The sequence below is a fragment of the Algoriphagus winogradskyi genome, assembly GCF_900182815.1.
Lineage (GTDB): Bacteria > Bacteroidota > Bacteroidia > Cytophagales > Cyclobacteriaceae > Algoriphagus > Algoriphagus winogradskyi.
The window spans coordinates 257,048-283,098 of sequence record NZ_FXUA01000005.1; the positions used below are offsets into that span (position 1 = coordinate 257,048).

Sequence of the window (26,051 nt, forward strand, 5' to 3'; positions counted from 1 at the left end):
GGATATTTTTTGGTAACAATATTAAATGAGTCTAAGGCAGACTTAGTTTGTCGGACTTTTCTAATCTGAAATGAAATCTAATTAACTCTAAATCTTGATTTATTTACCTCATTGTTTTTAGTGTAAAATTATTTTACCTTTGCGTCGTATTCGAAAGTTTCTGGAGGGGACACCATATGGTCCCCTTTTTCATTATGTATACTATGACTGAATTGAAACAAGCTATCGAAGAGATCGTAGAGAAGCATCTTCCGGATGAAAATCATTTCGTAGTCGAAGTGAAATTATCTGAGAAATCAGGGAAAACGCTCCTCAACATCCTTTTGGACGCTGATGAAGGTGTTACTATCCAGGCTTGCGCTAAGCTAAGCAGGGCGGTTTCGGAAGAGCTGGAGGCAAAAGATATGATGCCTGAAGCTTATATTCTTGAGGTTTCTTCCCCAGGGCTAGATTTTCCTTTGAGTAGTAGAAGGCAATTTCAGAAGAACATCAACAGGGAGCTTAAGATTTCTTTGACTTCGGGAGAAGAAATCCAAGGTAAACTATTAGAAGTATCAGAAGCTGGTGTGAAGCTATTAGTGAAACAGAAAAAGGAAAAAGGCAAAAAAGCCACCGAAGAGGAAATTTTTCTTCCTTTCGAAGAGATGAAGAAATCAATTGTACAAGTATCTTTTAAATAAATCAAATGGATGCCAAAGTCTTAATAGAATCCTTCGCTGAATTTGCGAGATCTAAAAATGTGGATCGACCTACTATGATCCGTATCTTGGAAGATGTGTTCAGAGCGATGATTCGCAAGAAGTTTGAAACTGATGAGAACTTCGATGTGACGATTAATGCTGATCAAGGTGACCTTGAGATATTCCGTATCCGGGAAATTGTTGACGACAATTCTGAAGATATATGGGATTTAGACAAAATCAGCTTTACTGAAGCTCGTAAAATCGAGCCTGATTTTGAGATAGGAGAAGAAGTATACGAGAAAATTGAGTTGGAAGCTTTTGGAAGACGTGCTGTGCAGATGGCTCGTCAGACATTGATTCAAAGAATAAAGGATCTTGAAAAAGATTTACTTTATAATAAGTATGAGGAGTTGGTAGGTGAGATTGTAAGTGCTGAAGTTTACCAGATTCTAGGAAGAGAAATCCTGTTGATGGACGGTGAAGGCAATGAACTTATTTTACCGAAAGCTGAGCAAATTTCTAAAGATCGCTTTAGAAAAGGTGACACCGTGAAGGCTATTGTGCACAGAGTGGACATGTCTAATGGAAACCCTAAGATTATACTTTCCAGAACCTCACCGGTATTCTTGGAGCGTTTGTTCGAGAATGAAGTGCCTGAAGTGTACGATGGATTGATTACAATTATAAAGATTGTAAGAGAGCCAGGGGAAAGAGCAAAAGTTGCGGTGGAATCTTATGATGATCGTATTGATCCAGTAGGAGCTTGTGTGGGAATGAAAGGATCTAGAATTCACGCTGTGGTAAGAGAATTACAGAATGAAAATATAGATGTGATCAATTACACTGAAAATCTGGATTTATATGTCACTCGTGCTCTGAGCCCAGCTAAAGTATCTTCCATCACTGCGAATGAAGAAACAAAAAGATTATCTGTATTCCTTAAGCCAGACCAAGTTTCCTTGGCAATTGGCAAAGGAGGATACAATATCAAACTTGCCAGCAGATTGGTTGGTTATGAAATTGACGTATTCCGTGAATTGAACGAATACGAAGAAGAAGATGTCGATTTAATGGAGTTTGTCGATGAAATCGACAGCTGGATTATCGACGAATTAAAGAAAACAGGTTTAGATACTGCTAAAAGCGTATTAAGCTTGACTAAAGAGGACCTGACTCGTAGAACAGAGCTTGAAGAAGAAACTGTTGACGAGATATTCAGGATACTCGGACAAGAATTTGATCAATAAAACGGGAACTAACCCCCGTTTAATACCCTAATTATTTAAGATTTCGAAAGAAGTTTTTGCTTATGTCAGAAGAAAAAATGATGCGTTTAGGCCAAATAGCCAGAAAACTCAACGTGGGAACGGCAACCATAGTTGAGTCTTTGGCCAAAAAGGGCTATGAGGTGGAGAATAATCCGAATTCAAAAATCAACATGAGTCAAGTTGAGATGCTGAATAAGGAGTTCAAATCTTCTGCCCTAGATAAGGAGGAGGCATCGCACCTCTCGATAGGGAAGCGCCATGAGCCTATTTCTATAGAGCCTGAAACTCCAAAAGAAGAGCCAAAGCCTGCTGCTGCACCTGCACCAGCTCCTGAACCAAAAGCACAGGAAGCGCCAAAACCAGCAGCTCCAGCTCCAGCTCCCGCGCCTGCTCCTCCAAAAGCAGCCGAAGAGCCAAAGCCCGCTCCTTCTTCAACGCCTACTCCGTCTGCCGATACGGAAAAAGTTTCTACAGAAGCTCCAAAACTAGAGGGTATTAAAGTCTTGGGTAAAATTGACCTGAGTAAGAATACCAGTTCGGTTCCTAGACATAAGCAACAGCATGGCCAGAATAAGCACGGTCAAAAGCATGGTGATTCTAGGAAGCCGCAACAAGCGCCTCAGCAGAATAAGCCTCAGCCAAAGCCAGTTCAGGAAGATAAAAAGCCAATTGCTCCTCAGGCACCACAGGTGAAAAAGGAACAGCCAAAACCTGCACCGCAGCAGCCTGCAGCTCCAGTGCCGCCAGTAGCTAAGGATCAGGTGATTTCTGCAAAAGCAGATTCATTGAAAGGACTTACTGTTTTAGGTAAAATAGAACTTCCTGCGGATCGACCTAAGAAAAAAGGAGGTCCAGTAGCTTCTTCTGACGAAAGAGGAAGAGATAAGAAGCGGCCACGTAAACGTATTGATAAGCCAGGAGGGCCAGGCCAAGGTAACCGCGCAGGTGGTGGCCAAGGAGGGCGACCAAACCAAGGTGGTGGAAACCGACAAGGAGGAAACCAAAGAGGAGGGGCTCCTGTTAGAGCTCAGAAAGCTGAGCCAACTCAAAAAGAAATTCAAGATCAAATCAAACAGACCTTAGCTCGTCTTCAGGGCAAAAGCTCTGGAGGAGGAAAAGGCAAAAGTCGTAGAGACAAGAAAGCCGAAAGAGAGAGAGACGTAGATTTTGAAGCGGAAGAAACAAAAATCTTAAAAGTAACGGAGTTTATCTCTGCAAACGATTTGGCAGCATTGATGGATTTATCTGTTAATCAGATTATTTCTGCGTGTATGTCACTTGGGATGTTTGTGTCGATCAATCAGCGTTTGGATGCAGAGGCAATTACAATTATTGCTGACGAATTTGGCTATGAGGTGGAATTCACCAAATCTATCGAAGACGAAGTCGAGGTGGAGGAAGAAGATTCTCCGGAAGAATTGGTTGAAAGAGCTCCGATCGTAACCATTATGGGTCACGTCGATCACGGTAAAACTTCCTTACTAGATTACATCCGTATGTCCAAAGTGACTGCAGATGAGGCAGGAGGAATTACTCAGCATATTGGTGCTTATGATGTAATGACCAAAACAGGTCATAAGATCGCTTTCCTAGATACCCCGGGTCACGAAGCATTTACAGCGATGAGAGCACGTGGTGCAAAAATCACCGATGTGGCGATTATCGTGATTGCGGCTGATGATAGCATCATGCCTCAGACTAAGGAAGCTATCAATCACGCTCAAGTAGCTGGTGTACCAATGATTTTCGCTATCAACAAAATTGATAGACCAAATGCTAACCCTGCAAAGATCAAAGAAGAGCTTGCGAACATGAATCTCTTAATAGAGGAATGGGGTGGTAAATATCAGTCTCAGGATATTTCAGCTAAGACGGGTGAAGGTGTGGATGATTTGTTGGAGAAAGTTCTCCTTGAATCTGAGGTATTGGAGCTTACTGCGAATCCTGATAAAAATGCTGCTGGTACAGTAATCGAAGCATCCCTCGATAAGGGACGTGGATATGTATCTACTATCATGGTTCAAGCTGGTACATTAAGAATCGGTGATATTATCCTTGCAGGTCAGCATCACGGTCGTGTGAAAGCGATGTTTGATCACAAAGGTAAGAAGCTGAAAGAAGCCGGACCATCTACGCCAGTTCAGGTGTTGGGTCTTGGTGGAGCTCCTCAGGCAGGTGATATCATAAAAGTTTACGACACTGAGCGTGAAGCTAGAGATATTGCCAACTCAAGAGAGCAGATCCAGAGGGAGCAAAGCTTAAGAACTAAGAAGCATATTACGTTGGATGAGATCGGTCGTCGATTGGCAATCGGTTCATTTAAAGAATTGAATATTATCATCAAGGGTGATGTGGATGGATCAGTAGAAGCACTTTCTGATTCCCTACTGAAGCTTTCTAAAGATGAAGTGAAAGTAAGTATTATCCACAAAGGTGTGGGGCAGATCTCCGAATCGGATGTCTTGCTAGCTTCTGCTTCTGATGCTATTATCCTTGGATTCCAGGTAAGACCATCTTCCAACGCTAAGAAATTGGCAGAACAGGAAGAGATTGAAATCAGACATTACTCGATCATCTATGATGCGATCAACCAGATCAAAGATGCTATCGAAGGTATGCTTGAGCCAGAATTTGAAGAAGTGATCACTGGTAATATCCAAGTTCGTGAAGTATTTAAAATCACTAAAGTGGGTACCGTTGCTGGTTCTTACGTTACTGATGGCTTCATTACTAGAAAGAACAAGATCCGCGTGATCAGAGATGGTATAGTAATCCACGAAGGCGAGATCGATCAATTGAAGCGATTCAAAGATGATGTAGCTGAAGTGAAAGCTGGATACGAATGTGGTATTTCGATCAAAGGTTTCAATAATATTGAGATTGATGATACTATCGAAGGCTACGAAATGAAAGAAATCAAGCGTAAGAAATAATTTCGCTTAGATATATAGAAAAGAAAGGGACAGCATTGCTGTTCCTTTTTTAGTTTTACGGCATGTTATCAGCGGTGTATATTCTTCTTTGGATACTGTTTTTCTTTTGTCTTGCCAGTCTAGTTGCCGGTTTGATACGGCCCGTTTTTGTATTATGGTTTTTGGATAGAATGAATCGCCTTAAAGTCCTAAAATTTTACGGATTATCTTCTTTAATACTTTTAATGATTCTGATGCTGGCGAAATATTATTTTGTCTGATTTATTTGTATAGTAAATAATTTGGCTTTTGTGTTTATTGAGGAAATTTATCGTTATTTTTTTTAGGTAACGTTGGTTTTGCAAATTGAATAGTTTTATTTTTCGAATTGTAATAAACCCAGAATTGAAGAATCACGTTTCCATATTTCTTTTACTTTGCTTTGTGATGTACCACTTTGGGTACTACGCATTTTATTTTTCCTACGATTCGCATCTGGAACGTAAATGGGAGGCTATAATTTTTAGTGAAAGCTCTCTCGTACCTGAAGAAACTTTAATGGAAATCCCACTTTCTGCACCCTATATGGCTAATCAGGAGGAGTTTCAGCCCACAAATACTTCCTTTGAGAAGGATGGCCAATTCTACCGGGCCATCAAGCAACGCTATCAGAATGACACTTTGCAAGTGGTGGTAGTACCAGATACCGCTCGTGGAGTACTAGATACTACGGTGAAAAAGTGGATTTCCTTCCTGACCAGCGATGAACTTCCTCAAGATCAAAATGGTAAATCTCTGCTTCAGCTTTTAGTCAAAGACTATCTTCGGGCAGAGAAATTTGCAATGGGAAACATTACTACCAGTTTTGATTTTGTTTCTCCTGGTTTCACTTCCATCTATTATAGTAATCCTTTTTTTCAACAAGTAAGTCCTCCTCCCCAGTTAGGGTAATTTCTTATTTCTCCTGCTTGAAGACCTTACCAGATATAGTTCTGGATTGTTTGTTATACCCTTTTGTTAAAACGATACAGTTAGTAGGGTTTGGTTTTAGTTTAAGCACACTTAAAAATTCACAAGAAATTACTCTATTTACTATGAAAAAATACTCTATACTTACCCTATTCATACTTACATTTTACTCTGCTTCTTTTGAGTTATATGCTCAAGGATGCGTTGCTATTCGCCAGTTTTCTGGACTCGGAAATGCTGTCGGTCAAGGAAATATCCTCAATAAAGGGGAGTGGAACGTAAGTGCCAATTACCGTTATTTTAAGTCATTCAGGCATTTTCGTGGGACGGAAGAAGAACACAATCGTCTAACAGATCACACTGAAGTGATCAATAAGCAACATGGGCTGGACATCAATATTAGCTATGCATTCTCAGAGCGGCTGTATGGGATTGTTTCCCTGCCCTTACAATACAACGAGAGAAGTTCGCTTTACGAGCATAATAGAACTGACAGGCATACGTCCTATTCTAAAGGTTTTGGTGATATGAGGATAGGTGCTGGTTACTGGTTGCTTTCTGGCGAAAAAGCTCAGAAGGGCAATACTGCAATTGGCCTTGGAATCAAATTCCCAACTGGAGATTATGCTGCTACAAGTACATTCTACAGAGGTCCTGAAAGCACACCGACGGAGATGACTGTAGACCAATCCATCCAATTAGGAGATGGTGGAACTGGTTTAATTGTTGATTTTCAGGGTCTTTGGAATATCGGGAGCACTAACTTCTGGTACTACGATGGGTTTTATATGTTTAATCCTAAGGAAACCAATGGAACTCTTACCAATCGTAGCCGACCAAATGAAGCAATAATGAGTGTTCCAGATCAGTTCGCACTTAGGACTGGTGTTTTCCATGCATTTGAAAAAATTCATGGTCTGGGAGCGTCACTGGGAGGAAGAGTTGAAGGAATTCCTGTCCATGATGCGTTCGGTGGAAGTGAAGGTTTTAGAAGACCAGGCTATATTATTTCTGTTGAGCCTGGAGTGAGCTATATGCTTGGCAATGTGACTGGTACGCTGAATGTGCCGATAGCTTTATTCCGAAATAGAACACAAAGTGTGACTGATATCGAAAATTCCACTCCAGATAATGAGGTTCATGGGGATGCGGCATTCGCAGATTACCTGATCAATTTCACTGTAGCCGTGAGAATTCCTAAGAAAGTTAAAGAGGTTTTTAACTCACTATAATATTCAGAAAGTCAAAGAGCCTTTGCAGGTTCTTTGACTTCTTTTTTTAAGCTTTTGGTAGCTAAAACCATCAAGGAGATTGCCAAAACGAAAAGAAGTGCTGCGATGATAGAAAGCACATACACTTCGTCTTGGAAATTTTTCCAGGCAAAAAGCCCTAAGGAAGAAAGGGTTACAGTAAACATGAAAAACATGGGTATCGTAACAAAGAGCGCATTGATTTTTTTCTTAATGAGCCAGACAGCTATAGTCAATAGCGCAAGAGCTGCAAGAAGTTGATTGGCTGAACCGAAAATTGGCCAAAGTGTAGTGAATTCACCAGATAGTAATAACAGAATAGAGAATAAAACTACGATTCCCGTGGATACATATCTGTTTTTTGCCAAGAACTGACCTGCTGCCTGAGGCACATCTTCGAAGTATTCCTGCAAGGTAAATCTTGCCAATCGAGTGCAAGTATCTAAGGTGGTAAGTGCGAAAGCTGATACGGTCAATGCGACAAAACCAACCGCAAACTCTTCTGAAATTCCCAAAGTTGCGATCATTCCACCCAGGCCAGTGGAGAAAAGTGCGACAGGACCTTCACCTGTAAGTCTTGCTGCATATTCTGACCTGGACAAAATCACCACTGCTCCAACCGAAATAATTGCCAAGAAAGATTCAATTAGCATGCCTCCGAATCCCACTAATTTAGCATCAGACTCCTTATTTAATTGTTTGGAAGTTGTGCCTGAAGCCACGAGAGAGTGAAATCCGCTGATTGCTCCACAGGCGATCGTCACAAAAAGTACTGGGAAAATATAACCGAGATTTTCATCAGAAACGTGGATCTCATTACTCATTTCGATAGCAGGATTGGCAATGAATACACCGAGAACAGCGGCGATAATCAATCCATAGAGCAAAAAGCTATTGAGGTAATCACGTGGCTGAAGAAGCATGCCGACAGGAGTCACTGAAGCTAAAAATGCATAAGCCAAAAGTGCCAAAACCCAGATTTTATAATCCAACACGAAAGGAAGTTTCATCCCCAGGTACACAAAGAAGTACATCAAGATCACACCTATAACCGTAATGATAATAAATGCGGTTTTCCTATCTCCTATTATTTTATTGACAATTCCGAAGCCCACTGCCAATAAAATAAAGAGTATTGAAGCTGATGCTACGCCTGGATTGGTAACAAAGGTCTTAGCAATAATGTCTGCAAAAACACCGATAACAAGGATTAGAGTAGAAAAACTGAAGATAACGAAGAGCTGTTTTCCTTTCATCCCAATTTGATTTCGGATGATTACTCCGATTGATTTTCCTTCTGTTTTCAGCGAGGTAGCCATACTTCCCAAATCATGCACCGCTCCAAAGAAGATTCCACCAACCAAAATCCAGATCACAGCGGGAATCCAGCCAAAGGTCACTGCGATGATCGGCCCTACGATCGGTCCGGCTCCAGCAATCGAAGCAAAATGATGCCCTAGAACCACAATTGGCTTGCTTGGCTCATAGTCTACACCATCTCGATGGGTGTGGGAAGGTGCTGGATTTTTATCATTTAAACCGAATTTCCGGTACACATACCTTCCATAAACCTTGTAGGCTATAAATAATATCACTGCGGAACTGAGGAGAAGAACGGCAAGGTTCATGTGTCATTATTTGGGTAAATGTATGTTCTTCAATGCAAAACACACTCATTAGTATTCTAAATCAAAATAAGGTAAATATTAATCCTTGAAAAAGCGATTTTCAAAAATGCTTGGATTTCCTTTGCAATGCGGAAATCCTAACCAATTTTCAAGGAGGTTTTATTTACGGGATTTAACGACTAAATTTGTAACCTTTGACTCGTCAAAAACAACCTAAAAACTCAATATGGCTTGGTTTAAAAGAACTGACAAAGGCATCAAAACATCTACAGCTGAGAAGAAAGATGCACCTGATGGCCTTTGGTTTAAGACCCCAAACGGAAATATCATTCATACCCGAGAGCTCAAGAACAACGCTTACGTATGCCCAGATGATGATTTTCATGTGAAAATTGGTTCGAAGGAATATTTCGAAATTCTTTTTGACAACAATAAATTCAAGGAGCTTGATGCTAATATGACCTCAGGAGATCCTTTGAAATTCACAGATACTAAACCCTACGTTTCCCGCATAGAAGCTACGATCAAGAAAACAGAGTTGAATGACGCTGTTAGATCCGCTGTGGGTAAAATGAATGGATTGGACATCGTTATTGCTTGTATGGACTTTAATTTTATCGGAGGATCCATGGGGTCTGTAGTAGGTGAGAAAATCGCCCGTGCTATTGATCACTCCCTAAAGAATAAAATCCCATTTTTGATGATTTCCAAGTCAGGTGGAGCACGAATGATGGAAGCTGGCTTCTCTTTAATGCAAATGGCGAAAACATCTGCCAAGCTTGCGTTGTTAGATCAAGCAGGTATTCCTTACATTTCTATGCTTACGGATCCTACGACTGGTGGAGTCACGGCTTCTTATGCAATGTTGGGGGATTTCAACATTGCTGAGCCAGAAGCATTAATTGGTTTTGCTGGTCCAAGAGTAATTCGTGAGACGATTGGTAAAGATTTACCTAAAGGTTTCCAAAGTTCTGAGTTCGTTTTGGAGCATGGATTTCTTGATTTCATTGTTGATCGTCGTCAGTTGAAAGGCCGATTGACCACCTTGCTGAACCTTTTAAATAACTAAAAGAGTTACTATTAAAAGGATTTCATTATTCCGGCCAAATTTGAACTGTGATTTGGTCTCTTTTAGTGATTAATAAATATATTTGTGCTCCCGTATTGGGCCAATCCATAAGAAAAATTAAACCAAAATTTCATGGGTTCAGTAATTATTACATCCATCGTAGCTTTTACAGTAATCATATTGCTACTGGTATTTATTCTCCTTTTTGCCCAGTCGAAACTGGTCAACTCAGGTGATGTCAACATTATAATTAATGGTGACACTAGTTCTCCAATCGTGACTGCAGCTGGTACAACCCTGCTTTCTACACTTGGGGGGCAAAAAATCTTCCTTCCATCCGCTTGCGGTGGTGGTGGAACTTGCGCTATGTGTAAATGCGTGGTCGAAGAAGGTGGTGGAGAAGTTCTACCTACCGAAGTCGGTCACTTGAGCAGAGCTGAGCAGCAAAGTAACGTCCGCCTCGCGTGTCAGGTGAAAGTGAAAAATGACATGAAGATCCGCGTTCCTGAGGAGATCTTTGGTATCAAGAAGTGGGAGTGTGAGGTTATCTCTAACTACAACGTTTCTACCTTCATCAAAGAATTCAAAGTGAAACTCCCTGAAGGAGAAACTCTTGAGTTTGAAGCGGGTGGATACATTCAGATTGACGTTCCTGTAATCACAGTGAATTTCAAAGGAATGGATATCACTCCGCATCCTGATCTAGGTCACCCAGCAGATGTTTACCAAAGCGATTGGGACAAATTCGGTCTTTGGGACTTGACCATGAAGAATGATGAGGAGCTTTTCAGAGCTTATTCCATGGCTAATCACCCAGCAGAAGGTAACATCGTAATGCTTACGATTCGTATTGCTACTCCACCATGGGATAGAGCGAATAACAAGTGGATGGATGTAAATCCTGGTGTTTGTTCTTCTTATGTGTTCTCTAGAGTTCCTGGTGATAAAGTAACTATCTCTGGACCTTACGGTGAATTCCACATTAATCCTACCCAACGCGAGATGGTTTACATCGGTGGTGGTGCAGGTATGGCTCCATTGAGAGCACAGATTTTCCACCTTTTCCATACTGAAAAAACCAGCAGAAAAGTTTCTTACTGGTACGGTGGTAGATCTAAAAAAGAGCTTTTCTATGTGCCTCAATTCAGAGACATTGAGAAAGACTTCCCTAACTTCCAATTCAACATTGGTCTATCGGAGCCACTTCCGGAAGACAATTGGAAAATCAAGAAAACTCCGGAAGATGAAGGTGACGGTTACGTTGGTTTCATTCACCAAGTATTATATGATAACTATCTAAAGAATCATCCTGAGCCAGATGAGGTGGAATATTACCTATGCGGCCCTCCTTTGATGAACTCAGCAGTTTTGAAATTGCTAGATGATCTGGGAATTCCTCAGGAGAACATCCGATTTGACGACTTCGGAGGTTAATCAAAAACAAAAGATCCCGCTTCGGCGGGATTTTTTATTTAAGAACCATTTTTGATTATTTTTACCCTAGACTATCACCCCTTTATGAATATCCAATCTTATTTTGACCCAGTAGCCGAATACCTTTGGCAGAAGAAGTATCAAAACAATTCATTCTTTAAGCAAATCCATTTTTTCGGAGAGGAATTTCCTGATCTCAAAGGTGTACAAATAGCCTTAGTCGGAATCAAAGAAAATCGAGGTTTGGGCAAAGTGGAAAGTGCGGATAGAGGTAGTAGTGAGATTCGTGAGAAACTTTATGAGCTGAAAAAAGGCTTTGGGGCATATAGAGTAGCTGATTTAGGAGATTTGATTTCAGGAGAGAAATTGAGTGACACGTATCAACGAATGCAGGAGGTAGGAGATTACTTGATGAAACATCAGATTCTGCCAATTTACTTTGGAGGTTCGCACGATCTGGACTACGGGCAGTATTTGTCCTATCAAAAAATGAAAAAGCTGGTCAGCCTGTTGACTGTAGATGCCAAATTAGACATGGAAGAAGATGGTCCACTTGCGGATCAACATACACAGGAGATCATTCTTCATCAGCCTAATTTTCTCTTTTCATCTGCCCATCTTGCTTACCAAAGCTTTCTAGTTGATCCATCGCTGATCAATGTGGTAGAAAAGCTTTATTTTGAGCATGTGCGCTTGGGAGAATTGAGAAGTGAGTTTAAAGAAGTAGAGCCTTTGATTCGAAATGCAGATTTGTTAAGTTTTGATTTGTGCGCTATTCAGTCTGCTGATGCTCCTGGGGCTGTGAATGCTGAACCTTTCGGACTGACAGCCGAAGAAGCGTGCCAGATTTGCTGGTTTGCGGGGACAAATGAAAAGTTGAGTTCCATCGGAATATATGGTTACGAACCTTATTATGATGATGCTGCAAATAAGACAGCCAAGGTGGTTTCTGTAATGATTTGGTATTTCTTAGAAGGGTTTTACTCCCGCAAGGATAGCCTTTCTTTTAAAAGCAGTGATTATACAAAGTATACAGTTTCCTTGGATACGAAGCCAAATACCTTGGTTTTCTACAAAAGTAAGCGAAGCGGCAAATGGTGGATGGAGATTCCACATAATGAAACAGAGAAATTTGACCGAGTGAGTACAGTTCCTTGTAGCTACGCGGATTATCAGATGGCTCAAAAAGGAGAGATCCCTGAGCGGTGGATTAATGCTCAGATCAAATTGCTTTGATGAAATTTGAGCATGGCCAAAGCGTCAAGGGCAGTAAGCTCATTAAAAATGAGAGATTCCATTTGGCCAAAAAAATATTATATGGACATGAATACTTATACAAAGCAACAATTGGCACTTCGAAATGGCCAGGATAAGCCTGAAATTTGGGTTGCTTACCAAGGTGTCATATATGATGTCAGCAGGTCAAGACTTTGGAAGAAAGGCATGCATTACGAGCATTGGGCAGGACAGGATTTGACTGAGGAATTGCCAGATGCACCACATACAGAAAAAGTATTTGAGAAATTTGAAGCCATTGGGCAACTAGCATAAATGATTTTAATCGCAGATAGTGGTTCCAGCAAGACGGACTGGAGAGTTATTCATTCTGACCATAAAATTAGTCAGCATCGTGGAATAGGGTTTAATCCCTATTACCAAACCTCCGAAGAGATGGCTATTCAAATGAAAGATGACTTTCTGGTTAATCTGGAATCTGAAATAAAAGAAATATATTTCTATGGAGCCGGCTGCTCGAGTCCTGATAGGAAGAATGAAGTTTCATCAGCACTAAAGACAGTTTTTCCAACTGCTAAAATTAGTATTGATCATGATCTTGCGGCAGCTGCTAGGTCCACATGTGGTCATCAGCCTGGGATAGCTTGTATTTTGGGTACTGGTTCAAATAGCTGTGACTACGATGGTGTTCAAATAGTAGCCTCTCGTCCAGCACCAGGCTACATCTTCGGTGATGAAGGAGGAGGAGGCTATGTAGGAAGAAAACTTCTAAAGGATTTTATCAATGATGAAATGCCAACTGAAATCAAAAAAGAGCTTGTAGAAAACTTTCATCTTACAAATACTGTGATTCAGGAACATGTTTATCAAAAGCCATTTCCTAATCGATACATGGCCAGCTTTTGCAGATTTATCACTGAGCATAAATCCAATTCCTATTGCTATATGCTCTATTACAATTCCTTTCAGGATTTCTTCCAACAACATGTGATGAAGTATAAGGATTATACGGAAAAGCCTGTCAATTTCGTGGGTTCTATAGCCTATTATAATAGTGATATCCTTCGTAAAGCTGCCTCAGATGTCCATATTAATGTAAATTTAATCATTGAAAGCCCCATAGCTGGCTTGACACTTTACCACCAAGAGAACTTATGAAATCGAGCATGACACAAGCCTCACACATTGTGGTGATTATTTCATGCGAAGATTCCATGTGGCCTTAAAAGTCAAATTATATACACATGAAGGTAACTGAAAGTACTTCTCTATATGACAATCTAGAACAGATGGATGTCATTTCTATTCTTCAAAATATTAACCGGGAAGATAAAAAAGTAGCCCTTGCGGTTGAGAAAGTTATTCCGAATATTAATGGATTGATCGAGCAGATTGTGCCGAGGATGGAGAAAGGCGGAAGATTGATTTACATAGGTGCTGGGACCAGTGGTAGGCTAGGCGTATTGGATGCATCAGAGTGTCCGCCAACCTATGGTGTGCCATTCGATATGGTATTAGGACTTATTGCGGGAGGAGATAAAGCGATCAGGAAAGCTGTGGAAAATGCGGAAGATGATGCGGGTCAGGCTTGGAATGATATTCTGGAATACGGCTTTAACGAAAATGATACGGTGATCGGAATAGCTGCGTCTGGTACCACTCCTTATGTAATTGGTGGCGTAAAAATAGCGCGCGCGAGAGGTCTTTTGACAGGGAGTATTACCTGTAATCCGGATTCGCCGCTTTCAAAAGAAGTAGAGCACCCCATAGAAGCAGTGGTGGGTCCAGAATTTATCACAGGGAGCACACGAATGAAATCAGGCACCGCGCAGAAGTTGATTCTTAATATGATTTCCACTACTGTGATGATTAAGCTAGGGAAAGTGAAAGGAAATAAAATGGTGGATATGCAGCTTTCCAATGCTAAGTTGGTACAGCGTGGAACCAAAATGATCATGGAAGCTACAGGATTAGAAGAGGAAACAGCTTACAAACTATTGCTTAGTGAAGGGTCAGTGAGAAAGGCGACTGAGTATTTTTATAAGCATCTGAACTAGATTTCAGAAAACCTTCCAGGTTTACATGATGGAGTAGTGATGAATTATGGATTCCTTAGTCTTTTATAGAAACCTGGAAGGTTTATGAATTAGGAATATTTTTGAATGCAATGATTAGATATCTCAAAAGAGGCTGTATCTTTGCAGCCCGATTAAGGGATTGAAAACCAATCGCTTAATCACACACAATCAATCCAGCAGTGATGCTGCAAATCTATGAGAGATAACAATTCGAAAAAGCCGTTTTTCGGCGAAGGAAAAAAAGATTCCAACTCTTCCAATTCTGGCCAAAGAGGTGGATACAAAGGGAAATCACAAGGATTCAATAAATCCAAAGATTCTGGATTTTCTAAGTCTGGCTCAGCAAAGAAGCCCTTCAGCACTAGTGAAGATGACTTTTCTGATTTCAATAAAAAGCCAAGAACAAATAAAAAATCGGGGTTTAAAACCTTAGGCGAGAAGAAATTTGGTTCTAAATCGAATTTTGGAACTAAGAAAGACCAAGGTGCTGACTTTACTGAAAAGAAAGATTTTGGTGCTGGCAAGAAGCAATTTTTCGCCAAAAAAGAAGAAGCCGATCGGCCAAAGCCATACAATAGAGATTCTAAAGGAGGTAAGCCGCAATCTTCTGAAAAACCAGAAGGACTTATCTACAAAGGCCGTGGAAAGGACCAAAAGCCAGTTTTTGCAGCTGGAAGACCGACCTACAAGTCTGATAAGAAAGAGAACAAGGGTTTCGGTAAGAAGCGTTTTGTAGATCAGGATACCAACGTAGAGCGTCCGGATTACAACTTTGACTCTCTTCCTCAGAAAAAGAAGAAGTTGGAGAATGAGGACAACCTTATTCGCCTAAATAAATACATCGCTAATTCTGGTATTTGCAGTAGGAGAGAAGCAGATTCTTTGATTAGCCAAGGTCTTGTTTCACTGAACGGTGAGGTATGTACTGAGCTAGGTCGTAAAGTGAAGAAAACTGACCGTGTAGTTTATCAAGGAAGAAAGATCAATCCTGAGAAGCCTACTTATGTGTTGCTGAATAAGCCAAAGGATTTTATCACTACGACAGATGATCCTATGGATCGGAAGACAGTAATGAACCTAGTGGGAAATGCCTGTGAAGAGCGTATTTTTCCTGTTGGTAGATTGGATAGAAATACGACTGGGCTTTTGTTATTCACTAATGATGGCGAATTAGCGGCTAAGCTTTCCCATCCTTCCAATGAGATCAAAAAGATTTATCAGGTGACTTTGGATAAGCCACTTACTAAGAAAGACGAAGAGGCAATTATCGAAGGTTTAACACTTGAAGATGGCAAAGTTGAAGTAGATGATATGCAAGTTTTATCCTTGGATCGTACGATTCTAGGTTTGGAGATTCACGTTGGTAGAAATAGAATAGTCCGTAGGATCTTTGCCCACTTGGGCTATGAAGTTACTGCGCTGGATCGAGTAGTCTATGCAGGCTTGGATAAAAAAGATTTGAAACGAGGACATTATCGATTCCTTTCTGAGCAAGAAGTGATTCGATTAAAGTTCTTCATATAAGTAAAAAAAGCTCCCGATTTGGGAGCTTTTTTATTTCAATTTACACGTAATAAGTGTAAAGAACCATGCTGAGAGCGCGGTTTTTCTGTTTCAGTTAGCTTGCTTCGCCAGAAGCTGAACAAAGCGATTTTTACACAAATCCTTTTAGCCCTTGCTTCAAATCCCTTTTAGTAATCAGTCCTCCCTTTCTCCATAGGATTTTCCCTTTTTTGAAAAGTATGTAATTAGGGATGGAGCGCACTGCGAACTGTTGAGCCAATTGTGGACTTTTATCAATATTGATTTTCAGCAACTTAATTTTTCCTCCCAATTCTGTTAATACTTCATGAATGATAGGATCCATTGTCTGGCAGGGTCCGCACCAGTCTGCATAGAAATCTACGAGGACTGCATCCTGACTCTTGCTAATGATAACTTTGGGGTTCTTTTTTGGCATAGCTGGAAAACAAAGAAGCCGCTAATTCGAGATCGAGTTAGCGGCTTCTAGTTACTAGTGGTTAATTAATTGGCTGCTGGAGCAGCTGGCATTTCAAGACCTAATTTCGTCAAAACTAGCTCGGTGAATTTATCTTCTTCTTTAGTGTAGAGAAGGATAGGCGCTTGTCCAGCAGATTCAGCGAAAATATGTGTATAGTTATTTTCAGCTGCTACTGCGTTAATAGCATTTACGACTTTAGTTTGTACTGGACCTAGAAGTTCACCTAATTTTCTCTGGTAGCTGATCTGAGAGTCTGACTCCATTTTCTGCAAACTATTTTGAAGAGCAGTCAGCTCATTTACTTTTGCAGCTCTAGCTTCTTCAGTCATGGACTGTGATGCTTGCTCAAATGCCTGAACTTGGCGCTGGAAATCTTCACCTTTTAATTGCATTGTGGTTTGCAGCTGAGTTTCGTAGTCTTTGATATCAGCAGCAATTTGCTCCATCTCTGGCATTAAATCCATGATAAATTCTACGTTGGTATAACCAATCTTTACTTCTTGAGCCTGAGCTGCGAATCCTACGCAAAGCAATGCTACTGCGGAAAGGATAACTTTTACTTTCATATGAATTTGTTTTGTTTTTAAATGGTCACATGGAATCTCGCATCGTTTAGAATCAGTAAGTTATTGACTCTTAAGTTTGCTCGATTTCATCATTTCTGTGTTTCTTTTTATTTGTTGTCTTCTATTCCCAATTCCTCCAATACGAATTCCGAATAATCATGTCTAGGATCTGTCCAGATAATAGCCGATGGTTCGGCCGCTTTATCAAATAACATTCCTAGGTTGTTTCTTCGCGTTACTCGCTCTATAGCATCATAAATTTTGGATTGAAGTGGTTGCATTAATTCCGCTTGTTTTTGGAAGTACTGACCATCAATTCCGAAAATTCTGCTATTGAATTCCTGGGATTCTTTTTGTTTCAACTTTATGTCTTCCAGCCGTTGCTGGTACATTTCTTCTGTGAGAAGAACCTCTTCTGCTTTAAGCTGCACAGAAAGATCTTTGATCTCTTTATCCAAATTTTGTGCCTCTTTCTTCCATTCAGCGCTTATGTTTTCTAGCTCTTGCTGGATAACCTTGTAGTCCGGATGCTTATTTAGAATATACTCCGTATCAATGTATCCAAACTTTTGTGCTACCAAAGGGGCTGCTTGGAGCAGTAGAAGCAGCAAAAATACAATTTTCAGTGGTTTATTCATGAGGTTGGGGAATTTACAAGGACCTATTTTATTAATTTCTTAGCACGTCAATTTTTGCATAAATTAACTATTACCCTCCCTAAATCCATACTTATCTTATCTGCTGGCCAATTGTGAAGTGGAATTGTGAACCACTTCTCTGAGTAGTACCTGGAATCGCATCGAATCCGTATCCCCAGTCAATCCCCAAAAGTCCAAATGCCGGCATAAAGATCCTTGCTCCAGCTCCTGCGGATTTCTTAAGATCATATGGATTAAAGTCTTTGTATGAAGCCCAGTTGTTTCCTGCCTCAGCAAATCCAAGTACGAAAATGGTAGCTGATGGGTTAGGGGATATAAGGTATCTGACTTCCATCACATATTTATTATATACAATCCCTCCATAAGGCTCTGGATTAGCTGTACCTCTACTATCTCTACCAGGAGTAATCGATTGATCTTCGTAGCCACGTAGGCCGATGATTTCTTGTCCTAGCGCAAAGTTGTTCATAGACATACCATTTCCACCCATCACGAATCTTTCCAAAGGAATAACGCCTATCTTTTGGCTGTATGATCCAAGAAAGCCCATGTGAGCTCTTGCACTGGCTACTAACTTGTTTGAGCCAAAAAGAGGGGTGTATATAGATGCGTCAAACATCCATTTATGATATTCCAACCACTTATATTTTTCCTGGTCGGTGGATTCTTCATCAATATTTTTATTCAAAGAAGAATACGGAGGCGTGAAAGCTGTAGAGAGGATAATATTGGATCCAAATCTAGGGTATGTTGGATTGTCCAGGTTATACCTTGCAATAGTAGTATTCCAAGTAATACTGTTAGATGTACCAGTAGGGTAGCTCAAACCAAAGGAGGTACCGAATTGATCAAACTCATAAATTTGGAACTGTAAGGAATTACTTATGCTAAAGTTATCATCCGGCCAGGTCACTCGCTTGGCTAGACCTAGCGTTACTCCTGTAATTTTGAAGAAGCCTAATTCATCTCCGAAACTGGCCTGATTATAAAAATCTACTTGGCGCTGTACAGAATGGTTAAATGAGAAGCTTAATGCATTTGGCTTTTTGCCACCGAACCAAGGTTCTGTCAAGGATACTGAATAGTTCTGGAAGGAACGACCGTTGGCCTGCACTCTAAGTGATAGCTTTTGACCATCTCCTACGGGAAGTGGATCCCACTTAGAGAAGTCTTTTATGTTTCTGATCGAGAAATTGTTAAATGAAAGTCCGACTGTTCCTACGAATCCGTAGAAACCGCCCCATCCGCCTGATAGCTCAATCTGGTCATTTGGTCTTTCCTCCAATTCGAATGTAATATCAACAGTCGCTGCTTCGAAGTTTGGTCTTAGATCAGGATTGATTTTCTCAGGGTCAAAATAACCTAAAGTAGAAAGTTCACGAATGGTACGAACCAGAAGTTCTCTGTTGAACTTTTGACCTGGAAGAATACGGATTTCACGCATGACGACATGATCAGACGTACGCTCATTTCCACTGATATTTACACTGTTTACAGTTACTTGAGGTCCTTCAAAAATCCTCATTTCCAAATCAATGGAGTCTGCAAATACATTTACCTCAACTGGGTCAATCTGAAAGAAAAGATATCCGTCATTCTGGTAAAGGGAACTTACATCATCCCCCTTAGTTGGGTCGTAGTTTAGTCTTTTATCAAGCTTTTCCTTATCGTAAACATCACCTTTTTGGATACCTAGTTTGGCTAAAAGGACTTGGTCTGGATGAATGAAGTTGCCGTTGAAAGTAATATTTCTATAGTAGTACTTTTTGCCTTCTTCCAGCGCGATGTCAATGTTTATTTTATCTTCACCAAAGTTGTAGATAGAATCTGCGACAATTTTAGCATCTCGATAACCTCTACTTTGATAGAAATTAATGACATTATCTTTGTCGTTTCTGTATTCCTTAGGAATGTACTTTGAGCCGTTAAAGAAGTTAAGTTTGAAGTTTTTGTTGATGTATTCCTTTACATCGTCTTGAGATGCAGAATCTGTGTAAAGTATTGTGTTCTTAATATCTTCTGCTGAAGCATTTGTCAACCGGGAATATCCGTCTTTAAAAACGCTTACTCGTGCGTGTTCTTTGGTTTTTTTAAGCTTCTTTTTGAGTTTAGTATCATTCAGTTCCTCATTGCCATAGAACTCAATCGCGTTGATTTTAACTTTAGAGTTTTGCTGAACGTCGAAAATTAATTTAACTGAATTAGGCAGAGTGGTGTCTCTTTCTTGTTTGATTTTAACATCCGCGTTCATGAAACCTTTGTCCAAATAATATTTTTCAATAGTTCTTTTGGCATTATTCAGAACATCATCTCTAACGACACGTCCACGGATATTTACTTTGTCGCGAAGCTCACTTTCCTGAGTTTTATTCATTCCGGTAAATTCTACTCTTGAGAATCTAGGTCGCTCAGTCAAATCAAGAAGTAGCGAAATGTCATTTCCTTCTATTTTGGTCACTAAGATTTTTACATCCCCAATGATTCCTTGCCCCCAAAGCTTTTTCAACGCATTAGAGATAGCATCTCCCGGTACCTCGATTTCATCATCTACTTTCAATCCTGATAAGGAAAGAATGGCGATTTCATCCAAGGTGGTAAGACCTACAGCTTTTATTTCTGCGATTCTATAGGTTTGAGGCTTAGCGTAGTTCAGCTCCAAAATATCGATTGGCTTGCTTGTGGCATAGCGACTTTGGCCCAAACGTATTTGCGCCATTGCTGAACTTGCCCAAACCAGACAAAACAGAATCAGTAAACTTTTTTTCATTAATTACTTAAGATTTAACTTGCTCACCCGTTTTGCCAAATCTCCTCTCCCGTGATTGGAAGTCGGAGACCGCAGCAAAGAGATGCTCTCTTCTAAAATCCGGCCATAATACAGGTGTAAAATACAACTCTGTATAAGCCAATTGCCAAAGTAGAAAATTGCTTATTCGGTATTCCCCGCTAGTTCTGATCATTAATTCTGGATCAGGATAGGCAGTTGTTTCCAAATGCTCAGCCATTACTTTTTGTGTAATGTCCTCCACATTCAATTTTCCTTCTGAGACTTTTTGAGCAATGTGTTTAGCAGCATGAGTGAGCTCCCAGTGACCACTGTAGCTTAACGCCAAGATCACTTTGAGGCCTGTATTTTTAGAGGTGATTTCCTTTACTCTCATCAGCGTTTTGTATGCTGAGGGTGGTAAACTTTCTACATCTCCAATACTTTCTAATTTGAAGTTGCCATTCATCAGCATAGGGATCTCATCGGACATGGTCTTCACCAATAGCTCCATCAATCCATCGACTTCAGCTTTTGGTCTGGACCAGTTCTCAGTAGAAAAAGAGAATAAGGTCAGGTATTTGACTCCTAAACTATCTGCTCCTTCTATAGCTTCTCTTACTGCCTTAGTGGCGTTCTTATGCCCAAATATCCGCATAGCGCCTTTTTTAGTGGCCCAGCGTCCATTGCCGTCCATGATAATAGCAATATGCTTTGGGATGTTGTTATTTTCAGATACTTCCTTCATTCCAGCCGTCTCCGGTTCCTTACTTTTTTGGAGGTACAAAAATGCCATTTCTTTTCCAAATATTAGCCCTAGGGCTCGATTTATTAATATGCGTAGCATTTGGTAGTCGTGATAGTATAGCTGATCGTTACGCCTAAGAAGTAGTACCAATCCTTATCGTAAGCATTACCAAAGTTAATTCCATAGGGTTGATCTGGGTTATCAGGATCAGGAAACCTGGGAATTGTTGGTTCTTTACTATCTATTTTGTCTAGGTAGTCTGTAAAGGTAGGCCGAAAGCCTAATTCTGCGGCTAATGTCCATCGTTCATCAATCTGGTACTTGACTCCTCCTCCAAAAGGAATGACTACTGTACCCAAATTATATCTTGAGGATACATTATATTGGAAAGTATTTCCTTTTGCGAAAACAAATGTATAGCCAACACCAAAGAAAGCATATGGTGAGAAGCGAAACTCCGAGCTTAGCGACAGATAATCAAGGAAGTTAAATTCCATTACTGCAGAAAACTCCAATACCCCAGCTCTAAACCTGCCGTCCCTAATGTATGCTAATTGATCTATAGGTTTAATACTATCTGCTCCATATAGGAACGCAGCATTTCCCCCCGCTCTAAGCGACCACACATTGTCAAAATTTCTCCTGCCAAACAACGTGACTTGGGACCCTAATTGGCCCGGGTCAATTTTCCTGATGATGTCACCTGAATAAGCAGCGACTCCTACCCCTCCTCCTATATCGTATTTCTGTGCGCTGATTTCTCCGTTAAGCCCGAAGAAAAGAAGCAAGAGTACAAGTAAGTAGTTGGAAATCTGAAAATTGACCTTTTTCAAGACGCTGCAAGATATGAAGTACCTAACGTTTAAAAAACGCATCTCAGTATTTAGCGGGTTAATAATTGTTAAGCTCAAATTGACTTGGTCTTAAAGACATTGATTCAATTTCTCATGTCAAAACCCCAATTCAGCTTTTGTCTTAATGTGTCAAAGAAATGATAATGAGGCAACTTTACCAATTTTGCTGAAAACTTTTCCTTCTTAACACTAAGCTTCACTTCCGAGGAAATTGACGTTGATCGTGAGTCCAAAGATATTAAGAATTTTTCGGCCCTTCCCTCTATTTCAAAACTGATCTCACTTTCATCAGAAACAATGATAGGGCGCACATTTAAATTATGTGGACTTACTGGAGTAATCACTAGGTTTTTTGCCTCAGGTGAGATTAATGGCCCTCCGCAACTTAAAGAATAGCCTGTAGATCCAGTTGGGGTAGAGACGATCAATCCATCCGCCCAATAACTGTTCAAATATTTGCCATCAATGTACGTATGAACTGTGATCATGGATGAGGTGTCCCGCTTATGAATAGTAAATTCATTCAAGCCAAAATTTAACCCATTAAATAATTTCCGATGACTTTCCAGAGAGATTAAGGTCCGGGTTTCCAATTGGAAATTACCCGTAGCCAAATCAGCTATGGCATCTGAAATTTTTTCTGTCGCTACTGTAGCTAAAAATCCAAGTCTTCCTGTATTCAGGCCTAAGATGGGAACTTCAAGATCACCTACTTGGGTAACTGCGTCTAGCAACGTGCCGTCTCCACCTATGGAAATCATAAAATCCATAGCAGCCATGTCCTCTCTGCTTTCAAGTACCCAATAGTTTAAGACCTTGTTGCCATGCATACGAAGCTGCCGATCAAATTGCTCAGTGGCGAAAATCTCGAATTGATGCTTGGTGAGTTCGTTAAAAAGTGACTGAACGTCTGAAAATAATTCTGTTTTCAGAGCTAAGCCATGAAGGGCGACTTTCATGTCCTAAATATCTAAAAATCTTAACAAGTTACCGATTCTGTCTTCTTCCCCGCTTACACCTGACTCTTCTTGATAATGATCGATGATTTTATAGCCAAATCGTTCAAGCGTTGCTTTTATATGTCTCAACTCTGTTTGATCAAGTTTCAAAGTGAGCTTGATCTTGCTGTCATCTAAAGGGTCTGTTGTGATAAAAGAACTTAGAATCTTAGTGTTCTCAGATTCGATAATTCGAGATATTTCTGCTAAACTATAATCAGTCATTGCAAGAGAGAGGATTACAACACTCCCTTGTGATTTGATGGAAAGACTATCTGCGAATGCAGAAATAGAATCTTCCATAGTTACAATGCCAAGGTAATTTGATTCTCTGTCTAAAACAGCTACAATATTTGAATTTTGCTCTGAGCTAACGCGCAAGACATCATAAATATGCTTGTCGGAATATACCCAGCAATTCGGATTGGAAGGTTGGATATCAGAGATTAAAGTTTCTGGATTGTTAACCTCAAAAATTGTTTCTTCTTTAATGAGGCCTAAAAAAACTCCTTTATCAATAATTGGAAGTACGTCAGTTCTGATTTCTTCCATCCATGCTAATGCCATTCCTGTTTTATCAGAAAGCTTCAGGGGTGGGATCAGATTGTTGATGTATTCGTAGGCGTGCATAAAAGAAAGATAGGGAATGAATTTAGATTATGAAACGCCTGAACCCCTATTCTTGTTCCTTTTTAGCGAAATTAGCGATGGTTTCTTTAGTATTACAAAAGGAAATAATTATAAATTATCCCTAAAACCACACCACCTGCGATGATTATGGGCGATGAGATTTTGGTAAACTGTAGCAATACATAGGTGGCCAGGATAAAAAGAATATTTAGGCCGTTTGCCTCCATAGGCTCAAAAAGTAAGTAGGCTGCTGCAATTAACATCCCACACGAAACAGCGTTGATTCCTTCCAATGCCGCTCTTACTGGGCGGTATTTTTTTAATTGATCCCAAAATCTGATGACAAAGAATATTAGGAAAATCCCAGGAAGAAAAATTCCTGCCGCTGCGATAAATCCTCCCATAAAAAAACCAGCAGTTCCAAATTCTTTCATCGATAATGCACCTACGTAGGAAGAAATGCTGAAAGTTGGTCCTGGAATACCTTGGGAAATTGCATACCCGGTAAGGAATTCCTCCGAGCTGAGAAAATGCTTAAAGTCAACAAATTCTGTGTATAAATAGGGGACAAGGACTTGGCCTCCGCCGAAGATCAAACTTCCGTTACGATAGAAATTCTCGAAAAGTATCAGAGGTTGATATTTAGTAACAGCACCCAGTCCAGCTGCCGCTATCAAAACTCCCGCCCATAGGTAGAAGTTAGCCCATTCAATTTTCAGAGGAGCATCTTTCTCAAGCTTGGGTTGCTGTTTGTATTTGATGGAAGTGCTCAGACCACCAATAATTAATAGAACTGGGAAAATATAAGGTGAACTATAGAAAAATGAAACGAAAGCTGAAATCAAAACCAGTACCATTGCCTCGGTAGTTTTGATTGTTTTACCAATTATTTTTTGCGCAGCAAAAATGATAAAACCAATTGCCATCGGCTGAATAAACCGTGCAAAATCCAATGCTCCTGGCGTATTTTCCTGAAGAAAATAGATGAGCATTGCAGCAAAAATCATGAGAAGTGTTGCTGGTAAAATCCAAACTAGCAATGCGAGGTAGGCTAAATTCGGTCCTCCCACACGATAGGCAATCGCACAAACCAATTGTGTGGAAGATGGACCTGGGAGCATATTGCACAGTGCATTAAGCTCCCAAAGTTCATCTTCCAGAATGTAGGCTCTACGTTTTACCATACGCTCCAGCAACATCGCAAGAAAGGCCTGAGGGCCTCCAAAGGCTGTAAGAGAAAGCGTGATAGTGTCTTTCAAAAATACATAGTATCGGACTTTCTTTACCGACATCCCTTATTTTCTCAGTCCCAGTTCGCGAAGTCTTTCTTCTAGGAATTCTCCTGCGGTAGCATCTTCAAACTGTTTTGGGTGGTCTGAATCGACACAGCTTTCCAGACAAGTAAGATCCATTTCAGATCTTGGGTGCATAAAGAAAGGAATGGAATACCTACTTGTGTTCATTTTTTCCCGAGGTGGGTTGACCACGCGGTGGATGGTAGATTTCAATTTTTTATTGGTGAGTCTTTCCAGCATATCACCTACATTCACTACGAGTTGGTCAGGCAGTGCAGTAATTGGTATCCATTTTCCATCCATACGCTTCACTTGAAGTCCATCAGCACTTGCTCCCATTAGCAAAGTAATCAAGTTAATATCGCCATGTTCGGCAGCTCTTACGGCATCGGCAGGTACCTCATCGGGGTTTTCAATTGGGAAATAATGGATTTGCCTCAAAATTGAATTTCCATAAGCAACCTTGTCTTCAAAATAATTTTCATCCAACTCCAAAGAAAGCGCAATTGCCTGAAGCATGGATTTTCCAGCGTTTTCAAGCGTACGGTATGCTTCATTTGCATCATTTTGAAATTCTGGAAGCTCAGTAGGCCAGATGTTTGGAGGATATTCAGATTTGATAGGGTCAGTGTCGGGAATTCGGCTGAGTTCTTGCCCTACATGATAAAATTCCTTTAAATCTCCAGTATTTCTGCCTTTGGCATGCTCTTTTCCCTTCCCAGTATAGCCTCGTTGAAAGCCGATTTCCGGTTTCTCATATTTGGCTTTAACATCGTCTGGAAGTTTGAAGAAATTTTTGATCGATCCGTAAAGTCTGTCTTGAAGATCCTGGGATAAGCCATGGTTCTTAATAGCTACAAAACCAATGTTTTGGTATGCTTCCCCAAGCTTTTGTACAAATGCAGCTTTTTGTGCAGGCGTACCCGCCGTAAAATCAGCTAAATCCAAACTTGGGATCTCATCAAATAGGATGTCCATATGCTTAATGTATTATAGTTCTATTTCTAA

The 26,051-nt window shown here is 40.4% G+C and carries 23 protein-coding genes; 12 read left to right on the forward strand and 11 right to left on the reverse strand.

Annotated features, from left to right (window positions below; all coding sequences use genetic code 11):
* Window positions 1-203: 203 nt before the first annotated feature.
* The 5 genes from QOL76_RS14360 (at window position 204) to QOL76_RS14380 (ending at window position 7,064) form a co-directional block, all read left to right on the forward strand.
* Window positions 204-680: a ribosome maturation factor RimP gene (locus QOL76_RS14360; protein ID WP_283413664.1), complete on the forward strand. Its 477-nt coding sequence runs from the start codon at window positions 204-206 to the stop codon at window positions 678-680.
* Window positions 681-685: 5 nt separating this feature from the next.
* Window positions 686-1,930 (forward strand): transcription termination factor NusA, encoded by a 1,245-nt coding sequence (nusA, locus tag QOL76_RS14365; RefSeq protein WP_283413665.1) that lies wholly within the window; start codon window positions 686-688, stop codon window positions 1,928-1,930.
* Window positions 1,931-1,992: 62 nt separating this feature from the next.
* Entirely contained in the window at window positions 1,993-4,884 is a 2,892-nt protein-coding gene (gene infB / locus QOL76_RS14370) for a translation initiation factor IF-2 (protein ID WP_283413666.1), read from the forward strand.
* Window positions 4,885-5,268: 384 nt separating this feature from the next.
* The gene (locus tag QOL76_RS14375; protein ID WP_283413667.1) at window positions 5,269-5,814 is read left to right on the forward strand and encodes a hypothetical protein; all 546 of its coding nucleotides are present in this window, start codon (window positions 5,269-5,271) and stop codon (window positions 5,812-5,814) included.
* 143 nt (window positions 5,815-5,957) lie between these two features.
* The gene (locus QOL76_RS14380; RefSeq protein ID WP_283413668.1) at window positions 5,958-7,064 is read left to right on the forward strand and encodes a hypothetical protein; all 1,107 of its coding nucleotides are present in this window, start codon (window positions 5,958-5,960) and stop codon (window positions 7,062-7,064) included.
* Between the two features lie 11 nt (window positions 7,065-7,075).
* On the opposite strand, the gene QOL76_RS14385 is transcribed toward QOL76_RS14380, so the two are convergent.
* On the reverse strand, window positions 7,076-8,710 hold the full coding sequence (locus tag QOL76_RS14385; RefSeq protein ID WP_283413669.1) for a carbon starvation CstA family protein: 1,635 nt from the start codon (window positions 8,708-8,710) through the stop codon (window positions 7,076-7,078).
* Between the two features lie 226 nt (window positions 8,711-8,936).
* Between QOL76_RS14385 and accD the strand changes: the two genes are divergently transcribed.
* The 7 genes from accD to QOL76_RS14420 all read left to right on the forward strand — a co-directional run bounded on the left by accD (window position 8,937) and on the right by QOL76_RS14420 (window position 16,051).
* Window positions 8,937-9,779, forward strand: coding sequence for an acetyl-CoA carboxylase, carboxyltransferase subunit beta (gene accD, locus QOL76_RS14390; protein WP_192347777.1), 843 nt, complete (start codon window positions 8,937-8,939; stop codon window positions 9,777-9,779).
* Between the two features lie 132 nt (window positions 9,780-9,911).
* Window positions 9,912-11,213, forward strand: coding sequence for an NADH:ubiquinone reductase (Na(+)-transporting) subunit F (gene nqrF, locus QOL76_RS14395; protein WP_283413670.1), 1,302 nt, complete (start codon window positions 9,912-9,914; stop codon window positions 11,211-11,213).
* 84 nt (window positions 11,214-11,297) lie between these two features.
* Window positions 11,298-12,449, forward strand: a complete 1,152-nt coding sequence (locus QOL76_RS14400; protein WP_283413671.1) for a formimidoylglutamase — start codon at window positions 11,298-11,300, stop codon at window positions 12,447-12,449.
* Between the two features lie 87 nt (window positions 12,450-12,536).
* Window positions 12,537-12,764, forward strand: coding sequence for a cytochrome b5 domain-containing protein (locus QOL76_RS14405; RefSeq protein WP_283413750.1), 228 nt, complete (start codon window positions 12,537-12,539; stop codon window positions 12,762-12,764).
* Window positions 12,765-13,607: an ROK family protein gene (locus QOL76_RS14410; RefSeq protein ID WP_283413672.1), complete on the forward strand. Its 843-nt coding sequence runs from the start codon at window positions 12,765-12,767 to the stop codon at window positions 13,605-13,607.
* A gap of 86 nt (window positions 13,608-13,693) precedes the next feature.
* Entirely contained in the window at window positions 13,694-14,506 is an 813-nt protein-coding gene (gene murQ, locus QOL76_RS14415) for an N-acetylmuramic acid 6-phosphate etherase (protein ID WP_283413673.1), read from the forward strand.
* Between the two features lie 216 nt (window positions 14,507-14,722).
* Window positions 14,723-16,051, forward strand: a complete 1,329-nt coding sequence (locus QOL76_RS14420; RefSeq protein ID WP_283413674.1) for a pseudouridine synthase — start codon at window positions 14,723-14,725, stop codon at window positions 16,049-16,051.
* A 130-nt stretch (window positions 16,052-16,181) separates the two neighbouring features.
* On the opposite strand, the gene trxA is transcribed toward QOL76_RS14420, so the two are convergent.
* From trxA to QOL76_RS14470, 10 genes are all read right to left on the reverse strand, one after another.
* A complete protein-coding gene (gene trxA, locus QOL76_RS14425) occupies window positions 16,182-16,487 on the reverse strand; it encodes a thioredoxin (protein WP_283413675.1) in 306 nt (101 codons plus the stop codon).
* 65 nt (window positions 16,488-16,552) lie between these two features.
* Window positions 16,553-17,095 carry an OmpH/Skp family outer membrane protein gene (locus QOL76_RS14430; protein WP_283413676.1) on the reverse strand — a complete coding sequence of 181 codons (543 nt, stop codon included), beginning with the start codon at window positions 17,093-17,095 and terminating at the stop codon, window positions 16,553-16,555.
* A 107-nt stretch (window positions 17,096-17,202) separates the two neighbouring features.
* Window positions 17,203-17,733 (reverse strand): OmpH/Skp family outer membrane protein, encoded by a 531-nt coding sequence (locus QOL76_RS14435; RefSeq protein WP_283413677.1) that lies wholly within the window; start codon window positions 17,731-17,733, stop codon window positions 17,203-17,205.
* Window positions 17,734-17,824: 91 nt separating this feature from the next.
* On the reverse strand, window positions 17,825-20,521 hold the full coding sequence (locus tag QOL76_RS14440) for a BamA/OMP85 family outer membrane protein (protein WP_283413678.1): 2,697 nt from the start codon (window positions 20,519-20,521) through the stop codon (window positions 17,825-17,827).
* Window positions 20,522-20,528: 7 nt separating this feature from the next.
* Window positions 20,529-21,314, reverse strand: coding sequence for an undecaprenyl pyrophosphate synthase (gene uppS / locus QOL76_RS14445; protein ID WP_283413751.1), 786 nt, complete (start codon window positions 21,312-21,314; stop codon window positions 20,529-20,531).
* A gap of 35 nt (window positions 21,315-21,349) precedes the next feature.
* Window positions 21,350-22,099, reverse strand: a complete 750-nt coding sequence (gene porG, locus QOL76_RS14450) for a type IX secretion system protein PorG (RefSeq protein WP_283413679.1) — start codon at window positions 22,097-22,099, stop codon at window positions 21,350-21,352.
* A 104-nt stretch (window positions 22,100-22,203) separates the two neighbouring features.
* The gene (locus QOL76_RS14455) at window positions 22,204-23,079 is read right to left on the reverse strand and encodes an NAD kinase (protein ID WP_283413680.1); all 876 of its coding nucleotides are present in this window, start codon (window positions 23,077-23,079) and stop codon (window positions 22,204-22,206) included.
* A 3-nt stretch (window positions 23,080-23,082) separates the two neighbouring features.
* Window positions 23,083-23,748, reverse strand: a complete 666-nt coding sequence (locus QOL76_RS14460) for a CBS domain-containing protein (protein WP_283413681.1) — start codon at window positions 23,746-23,748, stop codon at window positions 23,083-23,085.
* 92 nt (window positions 23,749-23,840) lie between these two features.
* Entirely contained in the window at window positions 23,841-25,040 is a 1,200-nt protein-coding gene (gene chrA, locus QOL76_RS14465) for a chromate efflux transporter (protein ID WP_283413682.1), read from the reverse strand.
* 3 nt (window positions 25,041-25,043) lie between these two features.
* Window positions 25,044-26,021, reverse strand: a complete 978-nt coding sequence (locus QOL76_RS14470) for an isopenicillin N synthase family dioxygenase (protein WP_283413683.1) — start codon at window positions 26,019-26,021, stop codon at window positions 25,044-25,046.
* Window positions 26,022-26,051 lie beyond the last annotated feature (30 nt).

Excerpts from the sequence above, each read along its gene's own strand:
- QOL76_RS14360 (WP_283413664.1), top strand. The coding sequence starts at position 204 with ATGACTGAATTGAAACAAGCTATCGAAGAGATCGTAGAGAAGCATCTT.
- nusA (WP_283413665.1), top strand. The coding sequence starts at position 686 with ATGGATGCCAAAGTCTTAATAGAATCCTTCGCTGAATTTGCGAGATCT.
- infB (WP_283413666.1), top strand. The coding sequence starts at position 1,993 with ATGTCAGAAGAAAAAATGATGCGTTTAGGCCAAATAGCCAGAAAACTC.
- QOL76_RS14380 (WP_283413668.1), top strand. The coding sequence starts at position 5,958 with ATGAAAAAATACTCTATACTTACCCTATTCATACTTACATTTTACTCT.
- QOL76_RS14385 (WP_283413669.1), bottom strand. The coding sequence starts at position 8,710 with ATGAACCTTGCCGTTCTTCTCCTCAGTTCCGCAGTGATATTATTTATA.
- accD (WP_192347777.1), top strand. The coding sequence starts at position 8,937 with ATGGCTTGGTTTAAAAGAACTGACAAAGGCATCAAAACATCTACAGCT.
- nqrF (WP_283413670.1), top strand. The coding sequence starts at position 9,912 with ATGGGTTCAGTAATTATTACATCCATCGTAGCTTTTACAGTAATCATA.
- QOL76_RS14400 (WP_283413671.1), top strand. The coding sequence starts at position 11,298 with ATGAATATCCAATCTTATTTTGACCCAGTAGCCGAATACCTTTGGCAG.
- QOL76_RS14405 (WP_283413750.1), top strand. The coding sequence starts at position 12,537 with ATGAATACTTATACAAAGCAACAATTGGCACTTCGAAATGGCCAGGAT.
- QOL76_RS14410 (WP_283413672.1), top strand. The coding sequence starts at position 12,765 with ATGATTTTAATCGCAGATAGTGGTTCCAGCAAGACGGACTGGAGAGTT.
- murQ (WP_283413673.1), top strand. The coding sequence starts at position 13,694 with ATGAAGGTAACTGAAAGTACTTCTCTATATGACAATCTAGAACAGATG.
- QOL76_RS14420 (WP_283413674.1), top strand. The coding sequence starts at position 14,723 with ATGAGAGATAACAATTCGAAAAAGCCGTTTTTCGGCGAAGGAAAAAAA.
- trxA (WP_283413675.1), bottom strand. The coding sequence starts at position 16,487 with ATGCCAAAAAAGAACCCCAAAGTTATCATTAGCAAGAGTCAGGATGCA.
- QOL76_RS14430 (WP_283413676.1), bottom strand. The coding sequence starts at position 17,095 with ATGAAAGTAAAAGTTATCCTTTCCGCAGTAGCATTGCTTTGCGTAGGA.
- QOL76_RS14435 (WP_283413677.1), bottom strand. The coding sequence starts at position 17,733 with ATGAATAAACCACTGAAAATTGTATTTTTGCTGCTTCTACTGCTCCAA.
- QOL76_RS14440 (WP_283413678.1), bottom strand. The coding sequence starts at position 20,521 with ATGAAAAAAAGTTTACTGATTCTGTTTTGTCTGGTTTGGGCAAGTTCA.
- uppS (WP_283413751.1), bottom strand. The coding sequence starts at position 21,314 with ATGGCATTTTTGTACCTCCAAAAAAGTAAGGAACCGGAGACGGCTGGA.
- QOL76_RS14455 (WP_283413680.1), bottom strand. The coding sequence starts at position 23,079 with ATGAAAGTCGCCCTTCATGGCTTAGCTCTGAAAACAGAATTATTTTCA.
- QOL76_RS14460 (WP_283413681.1), bottom strand. The coding sequence starts at position 23,748 with ATGCACGCCTACGAATACATCAACAATCTGATCCCACCCCTGAAGCTT.
- chrA (WP_283413682.1), bottom strand. The coding sequence starts at position 25,040 with ATGTCGGTAAAGAAAGTCCGATACTATGTATTTTTGAAAGACACTATC.
- QOL76_RS14470 (WP_283413683.1), bottom strand. The coding sequence starts at position 26,021 with ATGGACATCCTATTTGATGAGATCCCAAGTTTGGATTTAGCTGATTTT.